This is a genomic window from Pannonibacter sp. XCT-53 (assembly GCF_009915765.1).
Taxonomy (GTDB): Bacteria; Pseudomonadota; Alphaproteobacteria; order Rhizobiales; family Stappiaceae; genus Pannonibacter; species Pannonibacter tanglangensis.
Map to the genome: position 1 here is coordinate 2,336,555 of NZ_JAABLQ010000001.1, position 21,117 is coordinate 2,357,671.

Here is a 21,117-nt window from a genome sequence, read left to right on the forward strand (position 1 = left end):
TCGTCAGCCCCACAGCGTCAATGTCACGAGCCCGTCGCGCCACTGGTCGCGCCGGCCGATCACCACCATGGCGCGCCCGGCCTGGTATCCGAGGCGCGACAACGTCAGCCGCACGCTCGCCCCCAGCCGCGCGGCACCTGCCACCTCCGCCGGCACGTCGACCGCCACCAGATCGCGCCGCACGCTGTAGAGCGCCAGCCGCCGCGCCGCCTCGGCCGCCGCCGCCGTCCCATCTGTCAGCAGCGTGTCAATTGTCAGCTCCGGCGCCAGCGGATGCCGGCTGCGCACGGCAGGCGCCTCCGCAATCACGTCCAGCGCATCGCGCGCGAGATCCGCCCGCACGTCCGCCGGCAGCATCTCGGCCACGTCGCCCGCCTGGTACTGGTGCCATTGCCGCCGGTGCCGCAGCACCACCCGCCACGCCGGCAACCCCTCGCCCGGATCGCTGACCCGCAGCAGCCGCAGCGAGCGCGCCTCGATCTGCCCCTCGCCGATCTCCATCACCGGCACACCGGGCGCCGCCAGGCGCCCGACCTGAATTGCCCCGGTCGGCGCGGTCAGCAGCCAGCCGCCGACGCTCGCCAGCACGTCCTGCATCGCAGCGAGCCCCGACCGCTCGTCGCCAATGAAAATTCCGACCTCGCCAGGCGCTGCCGCCGCCAGCGCCGCGACCGACACCGCGTCCACCGACGCGCCGAGCCCCATGCGGATGAGCATCCGCTCGACCACGCGCGCCGCCGAGCGATCCGCCAGCGCCCCACCCTCGGTCACATCTGCCGTCACCGTGCGATACGGCGCAGCCCCCAGGCGGAACAGGCCGAGCGCCCGGCACGTGCGATAGCGCCCGCCAGGGATCACCGCCGCCGCCAGCGCGGCGAGGCTCGCCACGTCGCCGTCATCGGTGAGCGGCACGCCCGCGTCATAGACGCTGATCGAGGACACCGCCCCGTCATGCACCTGATAGATGAGATTATGCGGGTTGACCGAGACCGCCGGCGCCTTGAGCACGCGCCCGAACACCAACGGCTTGACCTTGCCCCGCAGATCCGGCCCGCCGTCCGCGCTCGCCCCAGCCGCCGCCGTCGTGCCGCCGTAGCGCGCAGCCTGGATCGGCTGGTCGAGATCGACACGCCGGTCATAGAGCCGCAGCCGCAGGCTGGTGAGCGCGTCGCTCGTCGCGTCCACCGCCTCCATCGTGCCGGTAAAGAGCCGCTCCGCCATCGCGAGCCCGAGACGCGGATCGGCGATCCGGTCAATCCGGATCGCGCGCCCGTCAAACCCGTCATCGAGCCAGCCGTCCAGCGCGCCATCGGCATTGGACAGCACCACCTCGCCCGCCGTCACCGACCCCGCGCCGAATGTCCGCCCCGCCCCGAACAGGCTCGCCTCGATAAATCCGGGATCGGAGATCCGTGGCTCATAGAGCGTGTTGGCCGGCACCTCGGCAGGCCCGCTCGCCCGGCCATGCGTCGACAGGTAGCGGGTGACGAGACCGCCCCCGGCGAGGGGACCGGACCAGGCGTCCAGCGTGATCAGATACTCGCTCACCGCGCCGCCCTGCCCATGCCCGCCAGTCGCTGCTGATCCTGCACCGCCCGCGTCGTCTCCTGCACCGCGTCGACATTGGCCCTCGCCCCGGCCGCCACGACCCCGGCCAGCCGGTCCACATCCTGCCGCAGCCCCCGGATCTCGGCCGCCACCGCGCCCGAGTTGTCATTGGCCTGATAGGTCCCGGCCCGCATCTGCGCCAGCTCGCTGGCATAGTTGCGCGTCGCCAGCACCGGCATCACGAACTCGCCCGGCATCAGCATGCGCGGCACGCTGTCGACGCCGGCAACCCCGCCACTGACGAGGCCACCCGCCGCCATCCCCGGCAACCGCAGCCGCGCTGCCTCCGGCGAATTGACGATGCCCGCCTGCACGCCGGCCATGTCGCCGCCCTTGGCGAGATAGTCGAGCCAGCCGGCAAGACCTGCGCTGTCCGGCTCGCGGCCCAGCACCGACAGGTAGAGATTGCGGATCGCCGCCTCGCGCGAGTTGGCGATGCCCGAAGCCACGTCCTTGATCGAGCCACCGCCGGCCAAATGTTGCTGCCAGCCGGCCAGCCCGCCCGCATCCGCCTGCCGCCCGAGCAGCGATTGATACAGCGCCTGGATCGTCGCGGTATTCTGCGCGGCCTGCATCGCCGCCAGCTCGCGGATCGCCGCCGCCTGCGCCCCCTCGGCACTCGCCAGCGCCGCCATCGCCGCATTGAGCCCCGTAATCGCCGCCCCGACCGACAGCACGCTGTCATTGATATCAATCAGCGCGCCGACCTGCGTTTTGAGCGCCGCCAGCTGTTGCTCGGCCGCCGAGACCTGCGTTTCGGCACTCGCCAGCGCTGCCGCCAGTTGCTGGTCAACCGACTGCCAGATTGTGGTGTAGGCCTCGGTCGAGCCGTAATAGGCCCGGGCCTCGTTGAGGTAATCGCGACTGACCTGCTCCAGCCGGCCGAGCGCATCCTTGTCGCCCTGGCCGACCTTGGCCAGCGTCTCCTGATAGACCCGCGCCGCCTCCTGCAGTTTTTCCAGCGGCGACAGCGGCGACAGCTGCGCATCCAGCCGCAGCTGCGTGCGGAATGCCCTGATCTGCTCGGCAAATCCACTGAGCGTCGAGATGGTCTGTTCCAGCTCCGACCGCTCGGCCTCATAGGCCGCCCGCAGCGCCGCCCGCGCCTGGTCTGCCGCCGAGCGGGCATCCGCCACCTGGTTCGATCCACCCGCCCCGATCAGCCCGCGCAGCGTGTCGGAGATCGCCGGAAACACCTCGGCCAGCGCCTCGAGCTGTGCCTCGGTCAGGCCCGAGGTCGCCGCGATCTGGCCGAGCGACAGCTCCAGCGCCCGCAGCGCCCCGGTTGCCTCAAACCCCAGATCCGCCGCCGTTTTCAGCCGCTCGTTGTAGAGCGTCAGCGCCTCCTCGATCTCGCTGTAATAGCCGATCCCCATGGCCCCGGAGATGCTGCCCCGGATACCGGCATAAAGCCCGCGCGCGCCCTCGCCCAGCTGTGTTGCAGCGTCTGCCGCCGCCTCGGTCAGGCTTTCCAGCGCCCGCTTGAGCAGCCCGTCCACAACCCCGGCCGCCTCGCCGCTCGCCGAGGAGACGGCCTTGAGCGCATTGCGATAGACCTCGGCCCGCTCCGCCGCCGGCAGGCTGTCCGACGCCCCCTTGGTGATCGAGGCAATCGCCGCGTCGAACTCCTCGAGCGCCAGCGCGCTGTCGAGGCCGAGGAGCCTGGTATCCGCCAGCCGCTCGCCGAGCGTTTTGACCGCATCATTGAGCTGGTTGATGTAACCCCTGTCCGTGAGGTCATTGATCGAGCGCCGGATCTCGTCGGCGAACTCGCCGCGCAGCTTGTCCATCGCCGTTTTGACCGCCTGGTCCACCGAGGCCGCAGCCTCGTCCGCCGACATCGCCAGCCGGATCAGTGTCTCCTCGAGGCCGACCGCCGCGCCCCTGATCTCGTTGATCCGCTCGGCGACATCGCTCATCGGCTCGACGCCGGTCACCAGCGAGATCGCATAGCGCTGCGCCGCATGCTCCATTTCGGAGATGTAGGTGTTGACCGCATCCGGATCGAGATCGTTGCCATAGTCCCGCAGCCGGTCGAACATGTAACGTGCGTCATCGACCCAGCCGGTCAGCTGGTCGCGCGCCTGCTCCATATTGTCGACCGCATCGAAAAACGCCGTGTCGAAGCCAAACCCGAGATTCAGATTGCTCAGAGCTACATCGCGCTCTTTCCGGAACGTCTTTTCCAGAAGCGCGAAATACTGGCTGTGCAGCTGCTCCAGCTCCCGCTGCAGCCCCTTGTTGCCCGCATCGCGCGCAAGGATCTGGTATTTGACCGACTGGTCCGAATACTCGGTAAATCCGTCCCGGAACTCGCCGATACCCCGGCCCGCCGACAGCTGCTTGAACTGGTTGATGGCGCCCATCGAGGTCGCCAGCTCGCGCTGTGCCGCGAGCCGCTTTTGCCGCGCCTGCGCATTGCCGCCGAGGATGCCGCCGAAAAGCCCGAGCCCGCCGCCGAGCAGCGCCCCAATCGCCCCGCCGACCGGCCCGAATGCGAGGCCCGTCGACAGGCCGGACAGCGCACCGCTCAGCCCGCCCATCAGCGGCGAGCCGGACTGATAGCCCATGGAAAACGCGCCAAGCGCCCCGCCAAGCGCCTGACCGCCAGCCGACATCAGCCCGGCCGCCCCGCCCTGCGTCAGCGCCCCGATGACACCCGCCGCCGATCCGGTGCGCGTGCCGCGCATGGCCCCGGCCTCGACGGCATCGCTCAGCACCGCCCCCGGCGAGCCCGTCAGCGCCGAGCCCATGTCGCGGAATGCATCGCCCGAGAACAGCCGGTCGATGCTCTGATAACCGATATCCGCGAACCGGCTGGTCACCCGGTCGAGCAGCTCGTCGAACGAGTCGAACCCGCCCTCCATCAGGTCGCGGAACACATCCCCGAACCCGGACGAAAACGCGTCGCCGAAATCACGGCCCATGCCGGCGCCGAGGTCGGCAATCGAGCCGCCCTGCTCCAGCTCCGCGATCCGCGTGCGTACCGCAATCACATACTCGGGCGGCAGATCCTCGCCCGTGGCAATCAGCGCAGCCAGCGCCTCGCGCAGCTCCTGCGCCTCCTCGGCCGCGCGCAGCCAGGGCATCTCCTGCTGCGCCGTCCGCTCCACAATCCGGCGATAGTCATCAACGGATTTCGCCGCCTCAGCCACCCGCTTGCCGGAGCCGCCCGCCCTGCGACCGCTCGCCTCGAACGCCGCCGCACTGTTGCCGAGCGCACGCTCGAGCGCCCGGCTGTTTTTGGCCAGCAGCTCGTCAACCTCGGCTTGTTTCGCGCCCGACTTGATGAGCGCCCGGATGCTCTCCTCGCGCTCCTCATACTGCCGCCGGATCTGCGCTGCAGCTCGCTCCTTGGCCGGCAGCGCGTCGATATGCGTGTCCTGTTCGATGCGCTGCAGCTCGCGCGTCGCCTCGGCCACACCCGTGATCTCGCGCTCCTGCTCTATGAAGCGATCCATCAAGGCCTGGCTGGCACTGAGCGCGTCCGGCATGAACGCCGCCGCCTCAAGCCCCTTGTTCAGCTCTTCGCGCAGCTTCGCCAGCTTCTCCTGCGCACCAATGGCCGCCTGCATCCCGGGCAGCGCCGCCGACAGCGCCCGCATCGAGGCGGCATAGGTGTCGACCGCCGCAGCCGCCCCGGCAAACTGCCCCGCCGCACCCGCCGCCGCATTGCCCGCCCCGGCAATCGACGCCCCGGCTCCACCAGCCGCGCCCCGCACCGAGTTGAGCGCCGCCTCGCCGTCGCGGACACTGCGCTCCAGATCGGCGACCTGCGTCGTCGTGCGCAGCGCCTGCTCGACCAGCGCGACGAGCGCCGCATTGCCGCTGTTTTCCGAGCCGAGCCGCGCCAGCGCGTCCCGGAACTGGTCAATCCCGATCCGCCCCTGGTCAAAATCATCGGCGAGCTGACGCAGCGCGCCGCCCTGTTTGAGAAATTCGTTGAGCGGATCGTCGATCCCGAGCTGCACCCGCCTGTCGGCCTTTCGGCCCATCGCCGTCCGCCAGACATCGAGCGCCGCATCCAGCTCCGCCTTGGCCGCCTCCAGCTGGCTGCGCTGTTCCTTCAGCGCCTCGCCAACCTGGAATGCCGCCATGTCGCGCGAGGCCTGGGCGACCTTGTCGATCTCTGCGCCCGTCTGGCCATAGGCCTTGCGCAGCCGGTGCACTGCGGTTTCAAGCGCCTCGGTCGCACGCTCCGCGTCGCTCATCCGCGTCGCCCAGATCGCCACCCCCGCCGTGATGGCGGTAATGCCGAGACCGATCGGTCCGCCGAAAAACGCCAGCGTGCCGCGCAGCGCCGACATCGTCGCATTGGCCGCCCGCGCCCGCACCGTGCTTTGCGCCAGCTCGTCCGACCAGCGCGCCATGCTGGCCGTCGCATTGTCAACAGATTTCCCCGCCGCGACGACATCCTTGTCGAGCCGTGCCAGCGCCGAAGCGCTTGCCCCGTTCGTCAGCGCCAGCTCACGCCGCGCCTGCGCTGCCTTGAGCGTCGCCACCGCATTGACGCCCTGCGCCCGCGCATCGTCTAGCGCGGTCGCGGCGTTGTCTCGGGACGCCTTGATCGCCGCCTGCGTCGCGCGGGTGTAATCAACTACACTCGCAAGTGTCCGCCCCGCGAAGACCGCCGCCAGCGCGATTGCGGCCAGATCCGCATTGCGCGCGAGCGGCACCATCGCTCCCGCCGCGCCCTCGAGCGCCGATCCCAGCGCCCCGCCAAACCCCTCGAACGAAGCCCGGCTTTCCTCCAGCGCCGACGCTGCATCATTGGCCAGATTGGCAATCGCCTGGGACAGCCCGCCGCGTCCGATGGCATCGGCCGTCAGCTGGATCTGGTCATCGAGCTGAGACAAAGCCCCGTTGAGCCCCTGCATCTGCTCGCGCATGGCGCCGGCAAACGTGTCCGTGCCGATCTGCCGCAGATAGCGCTCGACCTCGTCCGCGCTGTTGCGCACCGTCGTCGTCACGCCCCGGAACGTAAACGCCACCTCATCGCCGGAGCGGCTGGCCCGGACCCCAAACTCTTTGAGCCGCTCGAACTCACCGGATGTGGCATCCGCGATGGCCTCGACCCACTGCAGCAGGTCTTTGCCCATGGCAGAGGCCGTGTTGCCATAGCTCTCCATCGCCGCCATCGACGGCTCGAGCCCGAGGGCCTTGAGCTTGATAAATGCCTCGGTCGCCTGCGCAACCGAGAACGGCGTCTGCCCGGCAAACCGCTTGATATCCTCGAACGCCGCCGCCCCGGCCGCTGCCGATCCGGTGACCGTTTTGAGCGAGGCCCGCAGCTTTTCAAACGACGCCGAGGTCTGGACGACGCCATTGATCAGCTGCACCGAGCCGAGCGTCGCCATGGCAGCCGACGCCCCGGCCAGCGCGCCGCGCAGACCTGCGAGCGCCTGCGACTGCTGGTCAATCGCCCGGACGTTGGCCGCCCAGGTCCGCGCGGCGGCCGACGAGGTCCGGTTGAAATTGCCCATCGTCTGATCGAGCTGACCCAGCCCGCGCTGCGCGCGCCGGGAAAACGCACTGATCTCGGCATCCGCCCGGCGCAGCTCGCGCTCAAACCCGGCGATATCCGCCGCGAGCACCACCTCCATAGAGCGATCAGATTCACCGGTCATGTCGTCTCCGATGCGGCCCGCGCCGCGATCATCCCGTTGTGCGAGCTGGCAAACCGCATGAGTTTGCCAGCCACCCCGTCGCCGCCGGGCGGCGTCGGCGCTGGCGGGAACACCGCCTTGAGCACCGACGAGATCAGCTCATGCCGGGCGTCTGCCGCCCGGCGGATATGGTCGAGGTTGGTGTCGAGCGTTTCGGCCGCCGTCCAGCCGAGGTGACCGGTGCCGAGGTCGAACAGCCGGTCAAGGTACTCGGCGAACGCGGCCGCCCTCACTCCGGGTCGGCATCGCCGTCATCCGGCTCCTCGGTCTCGGCCACCGCATCAGCGTCACGCCCGCCTGCGGTCAGGTTGCGCAGGAACTTGATGGCGGCCTCGCCATACCCGGTGAACAGACCTCCGGCGAACACCTGCGGCTCGATCTCGTCAATCGTCTCCTGCAACCGCTTTGCGTTGAGCCCGGCCGCCAGGACATAGGTCAGCGCGGCGAAGTCCTGCTGCACGAACTGCTGGTAGACCTGAGTAAAGCCGCCGAATTTGGCATTGATCTTGCGCGCGGCATCGAGCGTCGGGCGCAGCACGCGCTCGCGCCCGCCGAGAGTAATGCTCACCTCGCCCGAGGACAGACGGTCGGTCATTGGATTTGCTCCTGTTATGTGGCTCAAGGAAAAGGACCGGCGGCACCCTCGCCGCCGGCCAGTTGGCTGCCGACCGTCAGACGGCAGCCGGGACGACCAGAACCGGCGTGTTGATCGCCATGGTCACGCTGCCCTTGACGATGGCGTCGGCATTGCCGACCTGCGTCGTCAGTTTGGTCACCGCCGCGTGAAAATAGAAAATCGTGTTTTTGCCGGTCGGCGTCGGCTTGTCGTCCAGCTCGATCCGGATCGCGTAGTCGGCATCGGCCGCCACAGCTGCCGCCAGCGCCACCTGGCCGGCGTCCAGCGGATCACGACCCAGCGTCAGCTGCAGTTCGCCAGCATCATAACTGGTCTTGAATTTGCGGACGCGCCGATTGCTCAGCGCCGTGAAATTGGCAAGGCCGACATTGTCCCCGAACTCGCCGAGGTCCTCGACCTCGCCGATCTCGGTCCAGGGCGTCAGTGCCGCATACGCGGTCGGCGTGGCTGCGGCCGTGGTCGGGCCGATGGAAATGCGCGTCCCCGCGCCAGTCTGTACGGGCATTGTCTAGGTCTCCTGTGGACATGAAAAAGCCGCCTCGCGGGCGGCAGAACCCTCCATCCGGAGGATCGGTCAGCGGCAATGCCGCATGCGTCAGAGTTGCTCGGTCAGGATCTCGAGGCTCACCTGCCCCATGTACGTGAGCCCGTCCGGCTCCGCGCTCGTTGCCTCGGTCAGCACGGTGCAGCGCACCACGCGGCCCGAGAGGTTGCCGCTGTCGTCGGCGAGGTCACCGCGCCGCCGGTGCAGCCCGGTCCGGATGCGCCCCATGATCCGCAGGCACTCGGCCTGCCCGCTGTAGGCCGACCAGACCGACAACACCACCAGCCAGCGCCGGGACAGGTCCGTCAGCCGATCCTGCCTCGCCGCGACAACCCGGCTGATCTGCACATAGGGCAGAGCCTGGCCGGGCCGCGCCACATCGAACACCGGCACAGCCGGCAGCGGCGGCACCGCCGAGAGCGCTGCCGTGAGCCGCTGGTAGACCCAGCGATTGACCTCGGTTGTCATTTTCTCGCCCGCGATTTGAGCGCTGCCCCGGCGGACAGCACGCCGCCGGTCGCCCGGCCGATCCGCGCCGCGATGCCCGGCGCGTTGAGATCCAGCGCCGGCCCCATGAACGGGCTCGCCGGCATCGGCGGGATGCTGCGCTCTGGCGCGCCCTTGGTGCCGAACTCGATGAATTGCCAGTAGAACTGCTCGCGCGCGGCCGTCCGCGACAGGAGCCCGATCCGCGCACGTAAGCCGTCGCCATCGACCCGGGCACTCAGCGCAGCCGCGAGATCACCCGTGCGCACCGGCACCAGCCCGCGCATCGTGTCGAGCACATCCTGCGCGCCGGCCTCGATCTCCCGCGCCACCGCCACCCGCACCCGCCCGGGCATCCCCCGCACGGCCGCCCGCACCCGGCTAACGCCATTGATCTGCGATCTGGTCATGTGGCTGCCCCGATCTCGAACCCGATCTCGAGATAGCGGCGCTCACGATCCCGATTGATGATCGACCTGATCTGCGCAGGCTGGCCATCGACGACTACGCGATCCGTTGTCGTCAAATCACTCGAAAGAGGATCGACGCGCACCAGCACCTTGCCAGTCACTTTCGTGTTGATACGCCCGGCCTCAGTTACCTCAACGCCACGCGTGTAGATCACCCATGCAGGGCGCTGACCCAGCACAGCCCAATCGCGTACACCGCCGCCGACACCATCCTCTATGAAACTGTCCCGCTCGAACGAGACCAAATCCTTCAGGCGCCCCGCGTCCATGCCCCGCCCCCGAAACGATAGTTGACCAGCAGCTGGTCCCAGTCACTGAAACTGGCCACAGGCGCCGTTTCGCGGCGCTCGAACCTGTCAGCAATCCGCTGCATGAGGGCCGACCGGACATCGTACGGCAGCACCGGCCAGCCCACCTCGACCTCAACGCGCACCAGACCATACGCAGCTGGCCACACAGCGCCAGGCACAGGCTCGATCCGCGCATCAAGCGCTTTGCCGCCAACGCGATATGCGTCTCCCGCCAGCGCCACGATCTGCCCGGCCGCATCGCGGTAGCGAACCACTGCTGCCGCGTCCTGGAGGACTGGCGCGACAGGCAGGAGGCGCAAGTCGCCCCAACCGTCGCAATCGAGCCGCACCGTCTCACGCGTCAGGAACAGCCCAGTATAGGACTGCGCCTCGGCGATGACTTCTTCGCGGATCTCGATCAGGACAGCATCCTCATGGTCACCGACAATGCGCAACCGCGACTTGATGGCACTCAGCTCGATCACAGACCCGGTCGCCGGCGTGACGACTGTCGGCTCGCGCCACATCACGCACCTCCGGCGTATTCAGCCTGGCTCTCCGCGCCAGCCGGTTCCGAACCCGCCCCGGACGCCCTTGCCCGCTTCTTGCCAACACGCTCGGCCTCGCCTTGCGCGATCAGGCGCTCGGCCTCGGCATCCGAGAACCGGTCTGTCACGTCACCCGATGCAACCGTGAAATCGACACCGGAAACACTGGTCAGCATGCGAATTTCTGTCGGCATGGTCTTCTCCATCAGTTTGAAGAGCCGGCGCCACGGATGCGGCACCGGCCTTGGCAAACGGACCTCAGGACGCCGCGTTGCGGAAATGCTTGATCGCCGACGGGTCCGCGACGCGGCCGTCGAAACGGATCAGACCAGCGATGCCAACCGCCGGCCAGAACCGCTCGCGCAGCACGCCAATGATCGGCTGACCGACCTTGCGGACATAGTACTTGGCGAAGTCCCCGAAGATCATCGGGATCCGGTTTGGCCCGAGATCGTCCATGTCATCATTGATGGCGTAGCGGTAGTTGTTGAACAGATCCGGCGCCCCCCTGGTAACGTCGCCCTTCTGCCAGAGGTAATTGCCCTCGCCGTCCTTCAGCTTGCGGACAGCCAGGAAGGTTTTGTCGTTGAACATGTAGGTGCACTTCGGCGACCTGCGATAAGCCCGGTTGACCGAATGTTCCAGCTCCATCACGTTGTCAAACGAGATGCCGCTGACGGTCGCCCCGGTTACACCGAGCGAGGAACCGGTGACGATGCCCTGCGGCGCGTTCGTACCGGTGCCAGTGGTCAAGCGGCGGTTAGCAAGCCGCCCGAGGCGCTCGCCCAGCAGCTCGCCCAGCAGAGCTTCCATGCTGAAAATGCTGTCCTGGTCGAGTTCCCAGCTCCACTTGATGAACGGCGTATCGAAGGAATACGCAGACAGCGCGCGCTGACCGAACACGACATCGCCGCTGTTGTCGTCGGCCAGAGCAGAGCCCTCTGCATGCTCGTCGGCGCTCTTGTCAGTGTCATCGACCGTGGGCAGGGTCTGCGGATTGCCGCTCGAGGTCTGCATGACCGTGCAGAGCCCGTCATCATACATCGGTCCCCAGGCCTTGAGCGTCTTGATGATCTCGTTGAGCAGCTCGGTCGGGACCGTGTACCCGCCGGCAGCCGCAACACTTGCCAGCTGCTGGCGCGTCTCGAACGAGGCCGTGTGCGCGCGCAGGACCGCCCGCTCCTCATCCGACATGTGCTGCACTTCGGCACCGCAGATCATTCGCGCAAACGCGTGCCGATACGACACTTCGGCGCCGGGCTCATCAACGCCGCCGCCCGAACCACCCGAAACCGGACGCTCGCGCTGCCGATGCTCACGGTGCCGCTCCTCCACCTTCGCCAGCCGCTCCTCGCGTTCGATGAGCTGCTCGAGCCTGTCATGCTCCTGCATGGCGGCGTCGTGCTGCGCCTCCAGCTCCTTGGCACGTTCTTCCGTGGTCTGGTCGGTGATTTCATCAAGCCGGGACCGGGCTTCGGCGACCAGGCGAGCCTGCTTCTCGCGCAGCTCCTTAATCTTACTCATCGGTAGTCTCCTGTTGTCGGGGTATTGGGCCTCAGACGCCAGTCGAGGCTTTACTCCGGACCATCAGGTCCAGGTCGGTCTTGAGACGCAGCCGCAGCCGCGCCGCATTGAAGTTCTGAGTCCGGCGCTCGCGCAGCGCCTGGTCGCGGGAGCGCAGCGCAATGCTCGTCCCGTCATAGGCCGGAAAGGTCACAGCCGAGACCTCGTACAGCTCTACTGCTTCGATAGTGCGGAACGCGTCGTCATCCGTGAAATCCCAACGGTCGCTCAACACACGGAACCCGAACGACATGCCGGACACATCCCCACGGCGCACCAGCTCGCGGACGTCACGGCCATCGGTCGTGTCGGGCAGATCGATCTCAGCCGAGAGCCCAGTCGCATCCTCGGTCAGACGCAATGTCCCGGCAGACACGCGGCCAAGCACCTTGCTTGCGTCATGGTTGAAGAGCGCCCGGACATCCGAGCGGCGCAGAGTGTCGCTGAACGCTCCCGGCGCAATCTGCTCGCGAAACGGGCCGAGGTCAGTTGCCTGCCCGAACACCGCCGCATATCCGGTGAGCGTCATTGCGCCTTGATCTGCCCGCACCTCAAGCGGCCGGAGGAAGCTGCGGCGCTCGCGATCATCGCTCATTCAAGACCCCCTTCGTCAGTGGCTTGGTCAACGCCGTCACTTGGGGACGCCTCAGCGCGGGCAACTTGCTCGGTGCCCAGCGGAACGGTTGCGCCCTGCATATGCAGCTCGTCGGCCGTAGGCGCATTGGACGGCGGCAGCCCCTCGCGCTCGCGCGCCTCGTTCGGCGTGTAGATCGACCCCTGAACCGCCCGCGCGAGGCCTTCAATGCGGCTGCGGAAATCGCCGCGCATCAATCCGTCGAGGTCATGGCGCACATACCGCCTGCCGTTCATTCGGCCAAAAAGTTTGAGGTTCAGCTCACCCTCAAGCGCCTTGCACCACTGATGGATCAAATGCTTGACCAGATGCAGATCGTTCTGCTCGACGTTTGAAAACGTCGCTCGCGAAAGGTCATGCAGGAAGTTCGGAGGCAGCTGGTACAGGCGCGCGATCTGCTGCACCTGGAAAACATTGGAGTCCGTCATCTGACCCTTTTCTGGGTCGAAGCCGATTTGTTTGATTTCATAGCCAGGCGGCAGATTGAACAGCGGACGCCCGCTTGCCCGCGCAGCAGCAATGGCTCGCGAGATATCATCCATGGCACGCCGCATGGCGTCCGCGTTTGCCGGCATCGGCCCGGTGACGGCAAGCGGCGGCACGCCGCCGCCTGCGAAGAACTGCTTGCCATAAACGGTCATGGCCAGTGACAGGGCGATGGTGTCAGCCCCTCGTCCGATTGGCCCGTAATGCCGCACAAAGTCGGCGCGGTCCATGAACGCAATGTCAATGACATCCGACGCCGGATAGGTCCGCCCGTCGAACGTATAGAACAACTTGAACCCGCGCCGCTCAACCTGCACTCGGGTCGGGTCCATCGGCCAGATTGCCTCGATGGATGCGCCGTTGCGCTCGATCCAAGCAAAGGCCCGGCCGCCCGTCATGACCTGCTGCCAGAAGTGCCGCAGGAATTTCGTGATATCCATTTCCGGGTTCGGGTTCTCCTCAAGGATCACCTGAAGCTTGCCGGAAAGGCGCTGCTGTACGCCATCGACCCGGCGGAACGCCTGCAGCGGGACCGAGGCCAACGTGCGCGAGATAAACTGGACCGCGCACAGCACCGCAGGCACGGTCAGCGCACGTTCAATGGTGACTTCCGAGACCCCGGCGCCGTTGCTGAAGAACTCCACGAACCGTTCGGAGCTGACAGGAACGGACGGGTTCTCGATTGAGGCACTGCGCGTTGCGCGCCTGATCTGCAGCTCATATCCGAAGAAATTCATGTCAGGCCACCAGCGAAAAATCAGGGTCATCCCAGGGCGAGGTCGCCGCCACGCCTCCGGCAGACGGCCCGACCTCCATGAGCTTGACTGCATTGAACAGAGCGACGAGCGGGTCGATTTTGCTCTTGCCTGCGGTCTCTTTGGTGATCAGCACCGCATTGCCGCGCTGCTCGGCGCGGGCATTGCCGACGCACCAGGACAGGAGCCCCTGGCCGCCATGCCAGAGCGTACCGTCCTTGAGCTTGCGCTCGAGCCCCCAGACGGCTGACGACAGCCGGAACCCCTGCGATACACCCGTGACCAGATCGCCGCCGATGCCGGAGCGCGCCAGCTCGTCGACCAGCGCCGCCACACCCATAGGGTCGAGCCCGACGCCATACTTGTCCGGCAGCAACCCGCTGTCCCGAACACGGCGGCAGATATCGGCGACCCCGGCGATATCGCTGGTCGCGTCGTCGCAAAACGTGAGGTCACCGTCGCGCTCGAAATCCTGCAGAGCCTGCGCGATCTCCTGCCTCAACAGGAGCACGTCGCGCTGCGCAAACGCATGGCTCCAGCACAGCCAGTGCTGGGTCACCTTGTGCCGGCCCAGGACCGAAACCCCCAGCAGGTCGTCAAGCCCGCCGCCGTCAATGCCGACCGTCACGACCTCGGACATCTCAAGCAATGCATCGAGGCTCGACAGCTCGGGCAACCGCTGCTTTGCCCAGTAGTGCGACCCGCGCCAACCGCCGAGCGACTGGCCAACCTCGACATTGAGGTGCTGTGAGGCAAACAGCAGCAGCGCCGCTGTTCCCTTGGCCTCGGCTTTGGTCAACTCGTCGCGCAGGAAGCGCTCATCAACCGACCGGTTCAGGTTCGGGTTGACCATCCCCCAGGTCTTCGGATCGCGCCAGCCGTTGTCATTGGCCACCTCGAACGGCAGCTCATACAGGACTGGCAGCAAGGGCAGATCCAGATCGCCGTCGCGCACCTTGCGAGCAATATCCAGCTCATCGCGAAACACGCCGGTCGGCGGCGTCTTCGACTGCGTCGTGATCTGCAGGAGGAACCCGTCAGGACGAGAGGCCAGCGAGCCACGGATCTCGACAAAGATCTCGGCCGCCTTGGATTTCATGGCGAACACGTGCGTCTCGTCGATCAGGATGAACGTCGCCTTGGACCCGGTGATGACATCCGCCTCGGCCGCCTTGATGGCGATGACCGCCTTGGAGGCCAGATGCGTAATTGTCTTTTGGTGGTTCTGCGGTTTCAGCAGGTCGTTCAGGTCCTTGTCCAGGCGGATGATTCCGACCGCCTGTTTGAATGCAATCTCGGCAATTTTCTTCGTCGGCGCGATCAGTAGCAGCTCGGCTTCCGGACGCACGTTGAGGATGGCCGCTGTAACCATGATTGCAGCCGCTATGCTGCTCTTGCCGTTCTTTTTGGGGATCAGAACGAAGAACTCTCGGATCATGCGACGCTGGGTTTTGACATCAAACGAGCCGAAGATTGCGCGCACCAGCGCGAACACCCACTCGTCGCAGACCTCGCCATATGTCGGCTGACCGATGATGTCCGGAACGCGCAGCCGCTTGAACACGCGCAGCGCCCGCTCTGCCTCGGCATCAAACAAGGGCAAATCCGGGATCAAGGGACGCCTGTTGATGATCCGGTCTTTCCAGTCCGGACATGCCGTCGACCAGCCCCGCGCCGTCATTGCACCGGCGTCCTGAACACGAGATCATCGCCCCAACTACTATTGCCGTTGGCGACATCCTCCGCCTCGAGCTGCGCCCGAACCTTTTTGCCGAGCTTGCTGCGATCCTCCTCGACCTCCTCGGGCTGGTCATCCCGGATCCGCGTACTCAGCACCTCAAGATCATTGCGCTCGAGCATCTGCGCGAAGGCCTTGAGCGCCGCAACGTTGCCCGCCGTTCCCAGCTCCCACAGCTTCATGGCCCGGGCGAGGTTCATCCGGTCCCGCTGACACTCCCTCAACTTGAGCACCTGAAAATAATTCTTGCGCAGCGTCGGCAACGACAGCCCGACAGCGGCCGCAATGCGCTGATTGCTCCATCCGAGCGCAAGCAACATCTTGATTTTGTTCTCTATTTCGGCGCTCGCCTCATGCTTTGGCCGCCCCCGTAGCTTGGAGAGCACCTCGACCGGGTTGCCGAACAGGTCAAAATCCCCGCTCATCGAAAAAAAATCTCCAAATGGGGGGATCAGCGGTTATCGCGCGACCGGCCAGCCAGAGGCTGACCCACCCCCTCCCCCTCAGCCCGTAACGCCGGACGCCCGACGCGCCCGCGCCGCTGCCGTCTTTGCCTGGTGATGCGGGTGACACAGCAGCTGGATATTCTGCGGGTTGAATGGCTCGCCGCCGTCCTTCAGCTCAACGATGTGGTCGGCGATCACGCGGTTTCGCGAGCCACAGACCTCGCAAGCCCCGCCGCGCTGGCGCTTGATGTCAGCGGCAAACTTGCGCCACTCAGCCGACTGGTAGATCGACGCCGCGACCTTTGGCATCGCCTGCACGCTGCTCGGCATCGCGCCGAGGCGCGGGCGCATCATCGTCAGCTTGGCCATCGTCCGACCCCAAACGCAAAACAGGCCCGCGATCCGCGAGCCTGCTGCCGTTATCCTGTTCTCAATAGAAACCCGCCGCGCCAGCTCCACCGCTCCGGTGTCGTTGCTGGCTGGGTCCGCCGCCACGGTCGGTCTGTGGATCGCGCCTCTTGCGCGCAGCCCCGTGGGATCCGGCAGGTTGTCCTGTTCGCAGAGTTACGCCGAGGCCTTGAGGCTGTCAACAGGCAGCGTTGCCGCAATCTCGCCGCCGAACGCCGAAACATCCGCCCGCACGGCGTCACCGCCCGCCGCAATGCCTTTGACAACAACCTGTTGCCCGGCAAATGGCCCATCCACAACGAGCACCACATCGCCGAGCCGGAACCTGTGGCCAACCTCGATCTCCCGCCCCCTGAACGAGGCAATGGAGGTGGCAATCACCCGCGTGAGATCGCGCACCGGCACGCGCACGGCCGGCCCGCCGCGCTCCACAGACAGCAGACCCTCGACGCCGTCCGCAGCCCGCACCATGTCAACCGTCTCGCCGCCGGCCACATCGAGCCCCACGAACAGGTAGCGCACCATCATCGGGCGATAGGTGTCCACCCACCGTTTGTCGCGCCCGGTCTGCCTTCGCTCCGCCACCACGGGCAGATAGGTCAGCACACCCCTGTCACCCAGGGCCGAGGCCGCCCGCTGTTCGCAGCGCGGGTTGCACCACGCTACCACCCATTCCAGCGGCACATGCCGCACCAGCCGCATCATCAGCTCGAGCTGCTGGACCATCGCGTAGTTTGCCGGTGTCATCGACCGTGTCATGCCCGCCCCCTGACGATCTCGAGAAACGCATCTGCCGCCGCCGCGACATCCGCGACGGTCTCGCCCGCACCGGCCTCACGCGCCGGGAAATAGACCCACTCGGCACAGCGGCCCGCATCGGCAAACCACGGCCAGCCGCGCTGGCTGTGCAGCTCGGCCCACGCCCGCCACAGGGCCGAACCGCGGTGCACCTGCTCGGTGCGCTCGGCCAGCGCCAGCACCGCCGCGTCAACCGTCGTGCCGCGCGCCCGGTTGAGCGCGTTGTCGTCCAGCGTGTTGACGCGGGGCCAGCCACCCGCCGCCAGTTTCGCGCGCCGCACCTCGTCCGCCGACAGCGTCCCGGCTGCGATCATCTGCTGCTGCATCCGCGTCGGCGCCATGTTGCAGCGCGGGTCCGGGTCCGCCGCCAGCGCCGCAAACCGCGCCGCCGCCCAGGCCTTGCCCCAGGCCGGAGCCGCATGGGTGGACACCGCAGCCGAGGCCGCACCCGCCGTCACCCGCTCCCAGCGCCGCTCCGCGAGATAGGTCGAGAACGAGCAGAATTTGGTCCGCCCGGTCCGCCGCGTCTCGGCCACATAGGCCGCCAGCCCCGCCGCCGCCGCCTCGCGCTCGTCGTCGGTCAGTGCAACCCAGGCTCGCTCGGCCGCAACCTCGCTGTCGGTTGCAAACGTCGGCCAGTCCCGGTGCACCCGCCTCATCCGGGCTCGCATCGTCTCGGCACGCACCGCGCCATCGGTGGCGCCATCCGCGTTCCCGCTCGCGCGCTCTCTCTCAATTACGGTTATTGATGGTTCCTTTATGGTTCGGGTGACATGGTGACACCCGTCAGCGTCGCTGGTGTCACCCGTGGCGTCGTCCATGTCACCCGTGGAAACGGGTGACACCGTGTCACCCGTGACACCATGACACCCGTCAGAGGCCGCCGCCGGGCGCCCGATTGCCTCCGGCACCATGTCGTACCGCGTCGCCTGACCGCGCCGCCCGGAGGCCTCGGCCACAACCACGAGTAAACCCTCCTCGACGAAATCGGCGAGCAGCCGCTGCACGGTGCGCTCGGACAGCTCGGTCTGCGCCGCCAGCGTTGCCACGGTCGGCCAGATGCCGCGACCATCATCGTCGGCATAGTCGGCGAGCCGGAGAGCCAGCAATTTGCGCGAGGCACCGCCCAGCGGAGCCTTGAAAATACGGGACATCAACAGGATGGACATCAGTCCGCCTCCTCCAGGAACAACAGGGAAAACTCGGATAGTTGATAGGGCAGCCCCGGCAGCGCCCGCTGGTCGATCAGCCGCAGGGCCGAGAGCCGCACGAGCGCGAGCGCCACATAGGGCGTCGGATGGCCGAGGTCGCGCGCCATCAGCGCCGTGTTGAGCCGCAGCCGCGCGCCGGGCTCATGCCGCGCGCAGAGATAGCGCAGCACCTCCCGCGACACCCGGTCGGCCCCGAGCCGCGCCGAGGCCGCCTCCAGCCGTGACAACGCCACCTCGCTCATGCCGCCACCTCGCGCGCCGACATGGCATAGGCGCCCCACTGGCGCGCCATCGCCTTCGCCAGCCCAGGGAAAAACCGGCTGCGGTCCGCCGCGCGCTGCGCCGAGGGCGGAGCCCGGTGCACACTGTCGCGCGCGGTTGTCCCGTCCAGCGTGCCGGTCGGCACCAGCGGCGGCAGGTCGATCAGCCACAGGCACGTGCGTTTTTTCTCATTGTCCGGTCCGTCCGGATCGTCGCCGAATTGCCAGGGCTGGACGGACTGGCTGTGCCGGCGAAAATCGCGGATCAAAGCCTTCGCATGCCGATGCATTACGGGATTTTCGATTGCCCGATGCCGGATCGGCGCATTGAGAAACGCCGAAAACAGCTCCGCGCCCTCGCGCAGGTCCCGCCACATCTCGTCAAGTGTTCGCCCTGCGGGCGGCACCGACAGCCACCGCACCCCGCTGTTGCACAGCCGCGTGCAGGGCGGGTGCGCGACGATCAGCATGTCCCAGCCGTGGTCGAGATAATCCCGCGCATCGCCCTGAATATGCCGGTTCGACCGCCGCTCGCACGGCTTGAGATCGACCGAGTACGCGTTGTGGCCCTCGGCCAGAAACGCCTCCCGCACCGTGCCCGAGCACTCGCACGCGACCAGAACGTCGAGAGGTTTGAAACCGCTCATGCCGCCACGAGCCCCCTGCACCGCTCCACGACCCGCAACGCCTCGCACCGGTCAATGGCAACGCCACCCGCCATGGGCATGAACACGGTCAGTCCGCGACAATTGCCGCTGTCAGACGCCGCCCGAAACACGAGCGGAGCCCCGACAACGATCTCCCGGTCGTCAATGCGGGCAAAATTGCCCTGCTCGATCCGAACCACGCGGTCAGGCGCCCATCGCCGCAGCACCCCGTCGAGGAGCATCGAATTGACCGCAACCAGCCCCACCTCATCGCCCTCGATCCCGCGCATATGCACGGATGCGGAACGCAGCAGCTCCTCTGCTCCGCCCGGCTGATCGACCGACATCACGACACCGTGGCGCGACATCAACAGGCAGACGGCCGGCGGCAGGTGCCGCGAGGCGGTCGCCGTGCAGCGCGCCAACGCCCGGCGCGTCTCGTCAACGTTGAGCGTCACCTGCAGGTGAGGAGCGGGATCGGCAGGCACCACGCGTCGCCAGTTGGGATACTCCGCATCAACCAGCTTGACCGTGACGGTCAGCCCCGGCACGACGAAACGCACATGGCCACCCTCGCCAGCGACAACGTCGACCCCGCCGCGCAGCGCCGCGACCCGCTGCGCCGCCGAAATCGGCAACAGCAGCGTGGCGAGCGCCCCGTCACTGTGAAACCCGGTGGGCTCGACGGCCAGGCGCCAGCCGTCCGTTGCCACCGCAACGCCCTCGGCGAGCAGGACAGTGTTCAGGTAGTAACGGGTTTTCTCGGCCGAAACGAACGGAAGACATCGCGCGACCGCCCTCGCGAGCTGCTCGTCGGCCTGCCGCGACAGCCCGCCATACGCAAAATCCATGTGGGGCCATTCGGCGACATCAATGCCCGGCAGCACCACCCGCCCCCGACCATGCTCGAGCGTCACCGCCACCAGGTGGGTCTCCCGCGACAGCGTAATCACCTGACCACGATCCATGGTGCACAGCAGACGCCTGAGCGGCTGGATCTGCACGACGCCCGCCCCATCGGCCTGCGACGCATCAAACTCGGCACGCGCCTCGACCGTGAGATCCGTCGCGGTCACAGTAGCGCCACGAATGAGCACGCAGGTCAGCACCGGCGCCGCACCGGCTCGCGACACCACAGGCGCCACCAGATTGAGCGCCGCCCGCAGCTGCCCCGCCGTCGTCACAATCCGCATCATGCCTCGATCTCCTCAAACAGCGGCCCGGCCGCGTCCTGCGGGCAGCGCGCCCGCACCAGTGTCAGGTCAACAGCCCGGCTGTGCCGGCGGGCCGCGCCCGGCGCGATCCATTGCAGGGGCCGCGCCGCCGCCCCGTCCGTCCGCCAGACAACCCAGCAATAGGCCGTGGCCGTCCCGGCATCCGGGTCCCAGCCGCCCCGCGTCAGGGCAACACGCTCGGCAAACACCGCCACCACATGCGGCGGGAACGGGATGAACAGCTCCACCGCCCGGGCAATCGTCTCCAGCCAGCGCAGCGGAACGAAAACGGCCACCCCCACGCGCGGCCGGTGCAGGAACGCCCGCTCGACAAACTGCTGCGGCAGATCCCCGTACGGCGGATTGGTGATGATCCAGTCGAACCGCCCGGGCGCGAATTGATCCTGCGGCAGCAGCGTCAGGAAATCCCAGGCCGAGCCATGCAGCCGCGAGAACCCCCGGTCATGCAGGTCAGACGCCACCACCTCGGCGAAATAGTCGGCGAGCGGCACGGCCATGTGGCCCTCGCCGCAGGCGGGCTCCCAGACGGACAGCGCCGCGCCGGGGGCCAGCCCCAGCACCTCGGCACAGAGCGCCCGGGTCGCCCAGGGCGGCGTCGGGAAAAAATCATCCGAGCCGCGCGGCTCGACCCGCGAGGCCATCACCGCCCGCGCCGCCGCCGGCCGCGCTTTCCGCACCGCCCCCATC

At 67.4% G+C, this 21,117-nt stretch carries 22 protein-coding genes; all 22 read right to left on the reverse strand.

Annotated features, from left to right (window positions below; translation table 11 throughout):
* Positions 1 to 3: 3 nt before the first annotated feature.
* On the reverse strand, positions 4 to 1,548 hold the full coding sequence (locus GWI72_RS10365) for a hypothetical protein (RefSeq protein WP_161708587.1): 1,545 nt from the start codon (positions 1,546 to 1,548) through the stop codon (positions 4 to 6).
* Positions 1,545 to 7,235, reverse strand: a complete 5,691-nt coding sequence (locus tag GWI72_RS10370) for a DUF4214 domain-containing protein (protein ID WP_161708588.1) — start codon at positions 7,233 to 7,235, stop codon at positions 1,545 to 1,547. The genes GWI72_RS10365 and GWI72_RS10370 overlap by 4 nt, the downstream gene beginning before the upstream one ends.
* Complete coding sequence (locus GWI72_RS10375) at positions 7,232 to 7,507, reverse strand: hypothetical protein (RefSeq protein WP_161708589.1); 276 nt, start codon at positions 7,505 to 7,507, stop codon at positions 7,232 to 7,234. Before GWI72_RS10375 ends, GWI72_RS10370 begins: the two co-directional genes overlap by 4 nt.
* Positions 7,504 to 7,869: a gene transfer agent family protein gene (locus GWI72_RS10380; RefSeq protein ID WP_161708590.1), complete on the reverse strand. Its 366-nt coding sequence runs from the start codon at positions 7,867 to 7,869 to the stop codon at positions 7,504 to 7,506. Before GWI72_RS10380 ends, GWI72_RS10375 begins: the two co-directional genes overlap by 4 nt.
* 76 nt (positions 7,870 to 7,945) lie before the next feature.
* Positions 7,946 to 8,416: a phage tail tube protein gene (locus GWI72_RS10385; protein ID WP_161708591.1), complete on the reverse strand. Its 471-nt coding sequence runs from the start codon at positions 8,414 to 8,416 to the stop codon at positions 7,946 to 7,948.
* 90 nt (positions 8,417 to 8,506) lie between these two features.
* The gene (locus GWI72_RS10390; protein ID WP_161708592.1) at positions 8,507 to 8,923 is read right to left on the reverse strand and encodes a DUF3168 domain-containing protein; all 417 of its coding nucleotides are present in this window, start codon (positions 8,921 to 8,923) and stop codon (positions 8,507 to 8,509) included.
* Positions 8,920 to 9,351, reverse strand: a complete 432-nt coding sequence (locus tag GWI72_RS10395) for an HK97 gp10 family phage protein (protein WP_161708593.1) — start codon at positions 9,349 to 9,351, stop codon at positions 8,920 to 8,922. Before GWI72_RS10395 ends, GWI72_RS10390 begins: the two co-directional genes overlap by 4 nt.
* Positions 9,348 to 9,680, reverse strand: coding sequence for a head-tail adaptor protein (locus GWI72_RS10400; protein WP_161708594.1), 333 nt, complete (start codon positions 9,678 to 9,680; stop codon positions 9,348 to 9,350). Before GWI72_RS10400 ends, GWI72_RS10395 begins: the two co-directional genes overlap by 4 nt.
* Entirely contained in the window at positions 9,662 to 10,228 is a 567-nt protein-coding gene (locus tag GWI72_RS10405) for a head-tail connector protein (RefSeq protein WP_161708595.1), read from the reverse strand. The genes GWI72_RS10400 and GWI72_RS10405 overlap by 19 nt, the downstream gene beginning before the upstream one ends.
* Entirely contained in the window at positions 10,228 to 10,443 is a 216-nt protein-coding gene (locus tag GWI72_RS10410; protein WP_161708596.1) for a hypothetical protein, read from the reverse strand. Before GWI72_RS10410 ends, GWI72_RS10405 begins: the two co-directional genes overlap by 1 nt.
* A 64-nt stretch (positions 10,444 to 10,507) precedes the next feature.
* Positions 10,508 to 11,773, reverse strand: a complete 1,266-nt coding sequence (locus tag GWI72_RS10415; RefSeq protein WP_161708597.1) for a phage major capsid protein — start codon at positions 11,771 to 11,773, stop codon at positions 10,508 to 10,510.
* Between the two features lie 31 nt (positions 11,774 to 11,804).
* Entirely contained in the window at positions 11,805 to 12,407 is a 603-nt protein-coding gene (locus tag GWI72_RS10420; protein ID WP_161708598.1) for an HK97 family phage prohead protease, read from the reverse strand.
* Entirely contained in the window at positions 12,404 to 13,669 is a 1,266-nt protein-coding gene (locus GWI72_RS10425; RefSeq protein ID WP_161708599.1) for a phage portal protein, read from the reverse strand. The genes GWI72_RS10420 and GWI72_RS10425 overlap by 4 nt, the downstream gene beginning before the upstream one ends.
* 1 nt (position 13,670) lies before the next feature.
* Entirely contained in the window at positions 13,671 to 15,368 is a 1,698-nt protein-coding gene (locus GWI72_RS10430; RefSeq protein WP_161708600.1) for a terminase large subunit, read from the reverse strand.
* Entirely contained in the window at positions 15,365 to 15,850 is a 486-nt protein-coding gene (locus GWI72_RS10435; protein WP_161708601.1) for an AraC family transcriptional regulator, read from the reverse strand. Before GWI72_RS10435 ends, GWI72_RS10430 begins: the two co-directional genes overlap by 4 nt.
* 78 nt (positions 15,851 to 15,928) lie before the next feature.
* Positions 15,929 to 16,240 (reverse strand): HNH endonuclease signature motif containing protein, encoded by a 312-nt coding sequence (locus GWI72_RS10440; RefSeq protein ID WP_161708602.1) that lies wholly within the window; start codon positions 16,238 to 16,240, stop codon positions 15,929 to 15,931.
* Between the two features lie 195 nt (positions 16,241 to 16,435).
* On the reverse strand, positions 16,436 to 17,038 hold the full coding sequence (locus GWI72_RS10445; protein WP_161708603.1) for a transcription termination/antitermination NusG family protein: 603 nt from the start codon (positions 17,036 to 17,038) through the stop codon (positions 16,436 to 16,438).
* Complete coding sequence (locus tag GWI72_RS10450) at positions 17,035 to 18,246, reverse strand: helix-turn-helix domain-containing protein (RefSeq protein ID WP_161708604.1); 1,212 nt, start codon at positions 18,244 to 18,246, stop codon at positions 17,035 to 17,037. Before GWI72_RS10450 ends, GWI72_RS10445 begins: the two co-directional genes overlap by 4 nt.
* A complete protein-coding gene (locus GWI72_RS10455) occupies positions 18,246 to 18,530 on the reverse strand; it encodes a hypothetical protein (RefSeq protein ID WP_161676176.1) in 285 nt (94 codons plus the stop codon). Before GWI72_RS10455 ends, GWI72_RS10450 begins: the two co-directional genes overlap by 1 nt.
* Entirely contained in the window at positions 18,527 to 19,195 is a 669-nt protein-coding gene (locus GWI72_RS10460) for a hypothetical protein (protein ID WP_161708605.1), read from the reverse strand. The genes GWI72_RS10455 and GWI72_RS10460 overlap by 4 nt, the downstream gene beginning before the upstream one ends.
* A complete protein-coding gene (locus GWI72_RS10465) occupies positions 19,192 to 20,391 on the reverse strand; it encodes a DNA polymerase III subunit beta family protein (protein ID WP_161708606.1) in 1,200 nt (399 codons plus the stop codon). The genes GWI72_RS10460 and GWI72_RS10465 overlap by 4 nt, the downstream gene beginning before the upstream one ends.
* Positions 20,388 to 21,116 carry an SAM-dependent DNA methyltransferase gene (locus GWI72_RS10470; protein ID WP_161708607.1) on the reverse strand — a complete coding sequence of 243 codons (729 nt, stop codon included), beginning with the start codon at positions 21,114 to 21,116 and terminating at the stop codon, positions 20,388 to 20,390. Before GWI72_RS10470 ends, GWI72_RS10465 begins: the two co-directional genes overlap by 4 nt.
* Position 21,117: the final 1 nt, after the last annotated feature.

Coding starts and splice junctions, on each gene's coding strand:
- GWI72_RS10370 (WP_161708588.1), bottom strand. CDS start 7,235: ATGACCGGTGAATCTGATCGCTCTATGGAGGTGGTGCTCGCGGCGGAT.
- GWI72_RS10380 (WP_161708590.1), bottom strand. CDS start 7,869: ATGACCGACCGTCTGTCCTCGGGCGAGGTGAGCATTACTCTCGGCGGG.
- GWI72_RS10385 (WP_161708591.1), bottom strand. CDS start 8,416: ATGCCCGTACAGACTGGCGCGGGGACGCGCATTTCCATCGGCCCGACC.
- GWI72_RS10390 (WP_161708592.1), bottom strand. CDS start 8,923: ATGACAACCGAGGTCAATCGCTGGGTCTACCAGCGGCTCACGGCAGCG.
- GWI72_RS10395 (WP_161708593.1), bottom strand. CDS start 9,351: ATGACCAGATCGCAGATCAATGGCGTTAGCCGGGTGCGGGCGGCCGTG.
- GWI72_RS10400 (WP_161708594.1), bottom strand. CDS start 9,680: ATGGACGCGGGGCGCCTGAAGGATTTGGTCTCGTTCGAGCGGGACAGT.
- GWI72_RS10405 (WP_161708595.1), bottom strand. CDS start 10,228: ATGTGGCGCGAGCCGACAGTCGTCACGCCGGCGACCGGGTCTGTGATC.
- GWI72_RS10410 (WP_161708596.1), bottom strand. CDS start 10,443: ATGCCGACAGAAATTCGCATGCTGACCAGTGTTTCCGGTGTCGATTTC.
- GWI72_RS10415 (WP_161708597.1), bottom strand. CDS start 11,773: ATGAGTAAGATTAAGGAGCTGCGCGAGAAGCAGGCTCGCCTGGTCGCC.
- GWI72_RS10420 (WP_161708598.1), bottom strand. CDS start 12,407: ATGAGCGATGATCGCGAGCGCCGCAGCTTCCTCCGGCCGCTTGAGGTG.
- GWI72_RS10425 (WP_161708599.1), bottom strand. CDS start 13,669: ATGAATTTCTTCGGATATGAGCTGCAGATCAGGCGCGCAACGCGCAGT.
- GWI72_RS10430 (WP_161708600.1), bottom strand. CDS start 15,368: ATGACGGCGCGGGGCTGGTCGACGGCATGTCCGGACTGGAAAGACCGG.
- GWI72_RS10435 (WP_161708601.1), bottom strand. CDS start 15,850: ATGAGCGGGGATTTTGACCTGTTCGGCAACCCGGTCGAGGTGCTCTCC.
- GWI72_RS10440 (WP_161708602.1), bottom strand. CDS start 16,240: ATGGCCAAGCTGACGATGATGCGCCCGCGCCTCGGCGCGATGCCGAGC.
- GWI72_RS10445 (WP_161708603.1), bottom strand. CDS start 17,038: ATGACACGGTCGATGACACCGGCAAACTACGCGATGGTCCAGCAGCTC.
- GWI72_RS10450 (WP_161708604.1), bottom strand. CDS start 18,246: ATGTCCATCCTGTTGATGTCCCGTATTTTCAAGGCTCCGCTGGGCGGT.
- GWI72_RS10455 (WP_161676176.1), bottom strand. CDS start 18,530: ATGAGCGAGGTGGCGTTGTCACGGCTGGAGGCGGCCTCGGCGCGGCTC.
- GWI72_RS10460 (WP_161708605.1), bottom strand. CDS start 19,195: ATGAGCGGTTTCAAACCTCTCGACGTTCTGGTCGCGTGCGAGTGCTCG.
- GWI72_RS10465 (WP_161708606.1), bottom strand. CDS start 20,391: ATGATGCGGATTGTGACGACGGCGGGGCAGCTGCGGGCGGCGCTCAAT.
- GWI72_RS10470 (WP_161708607.1), bottom strand. CDS start 21,116: ATGGGGGCGGTGCGGAAAGCGCGGCCGGCGGCGGCGCGGGCGGTGATG.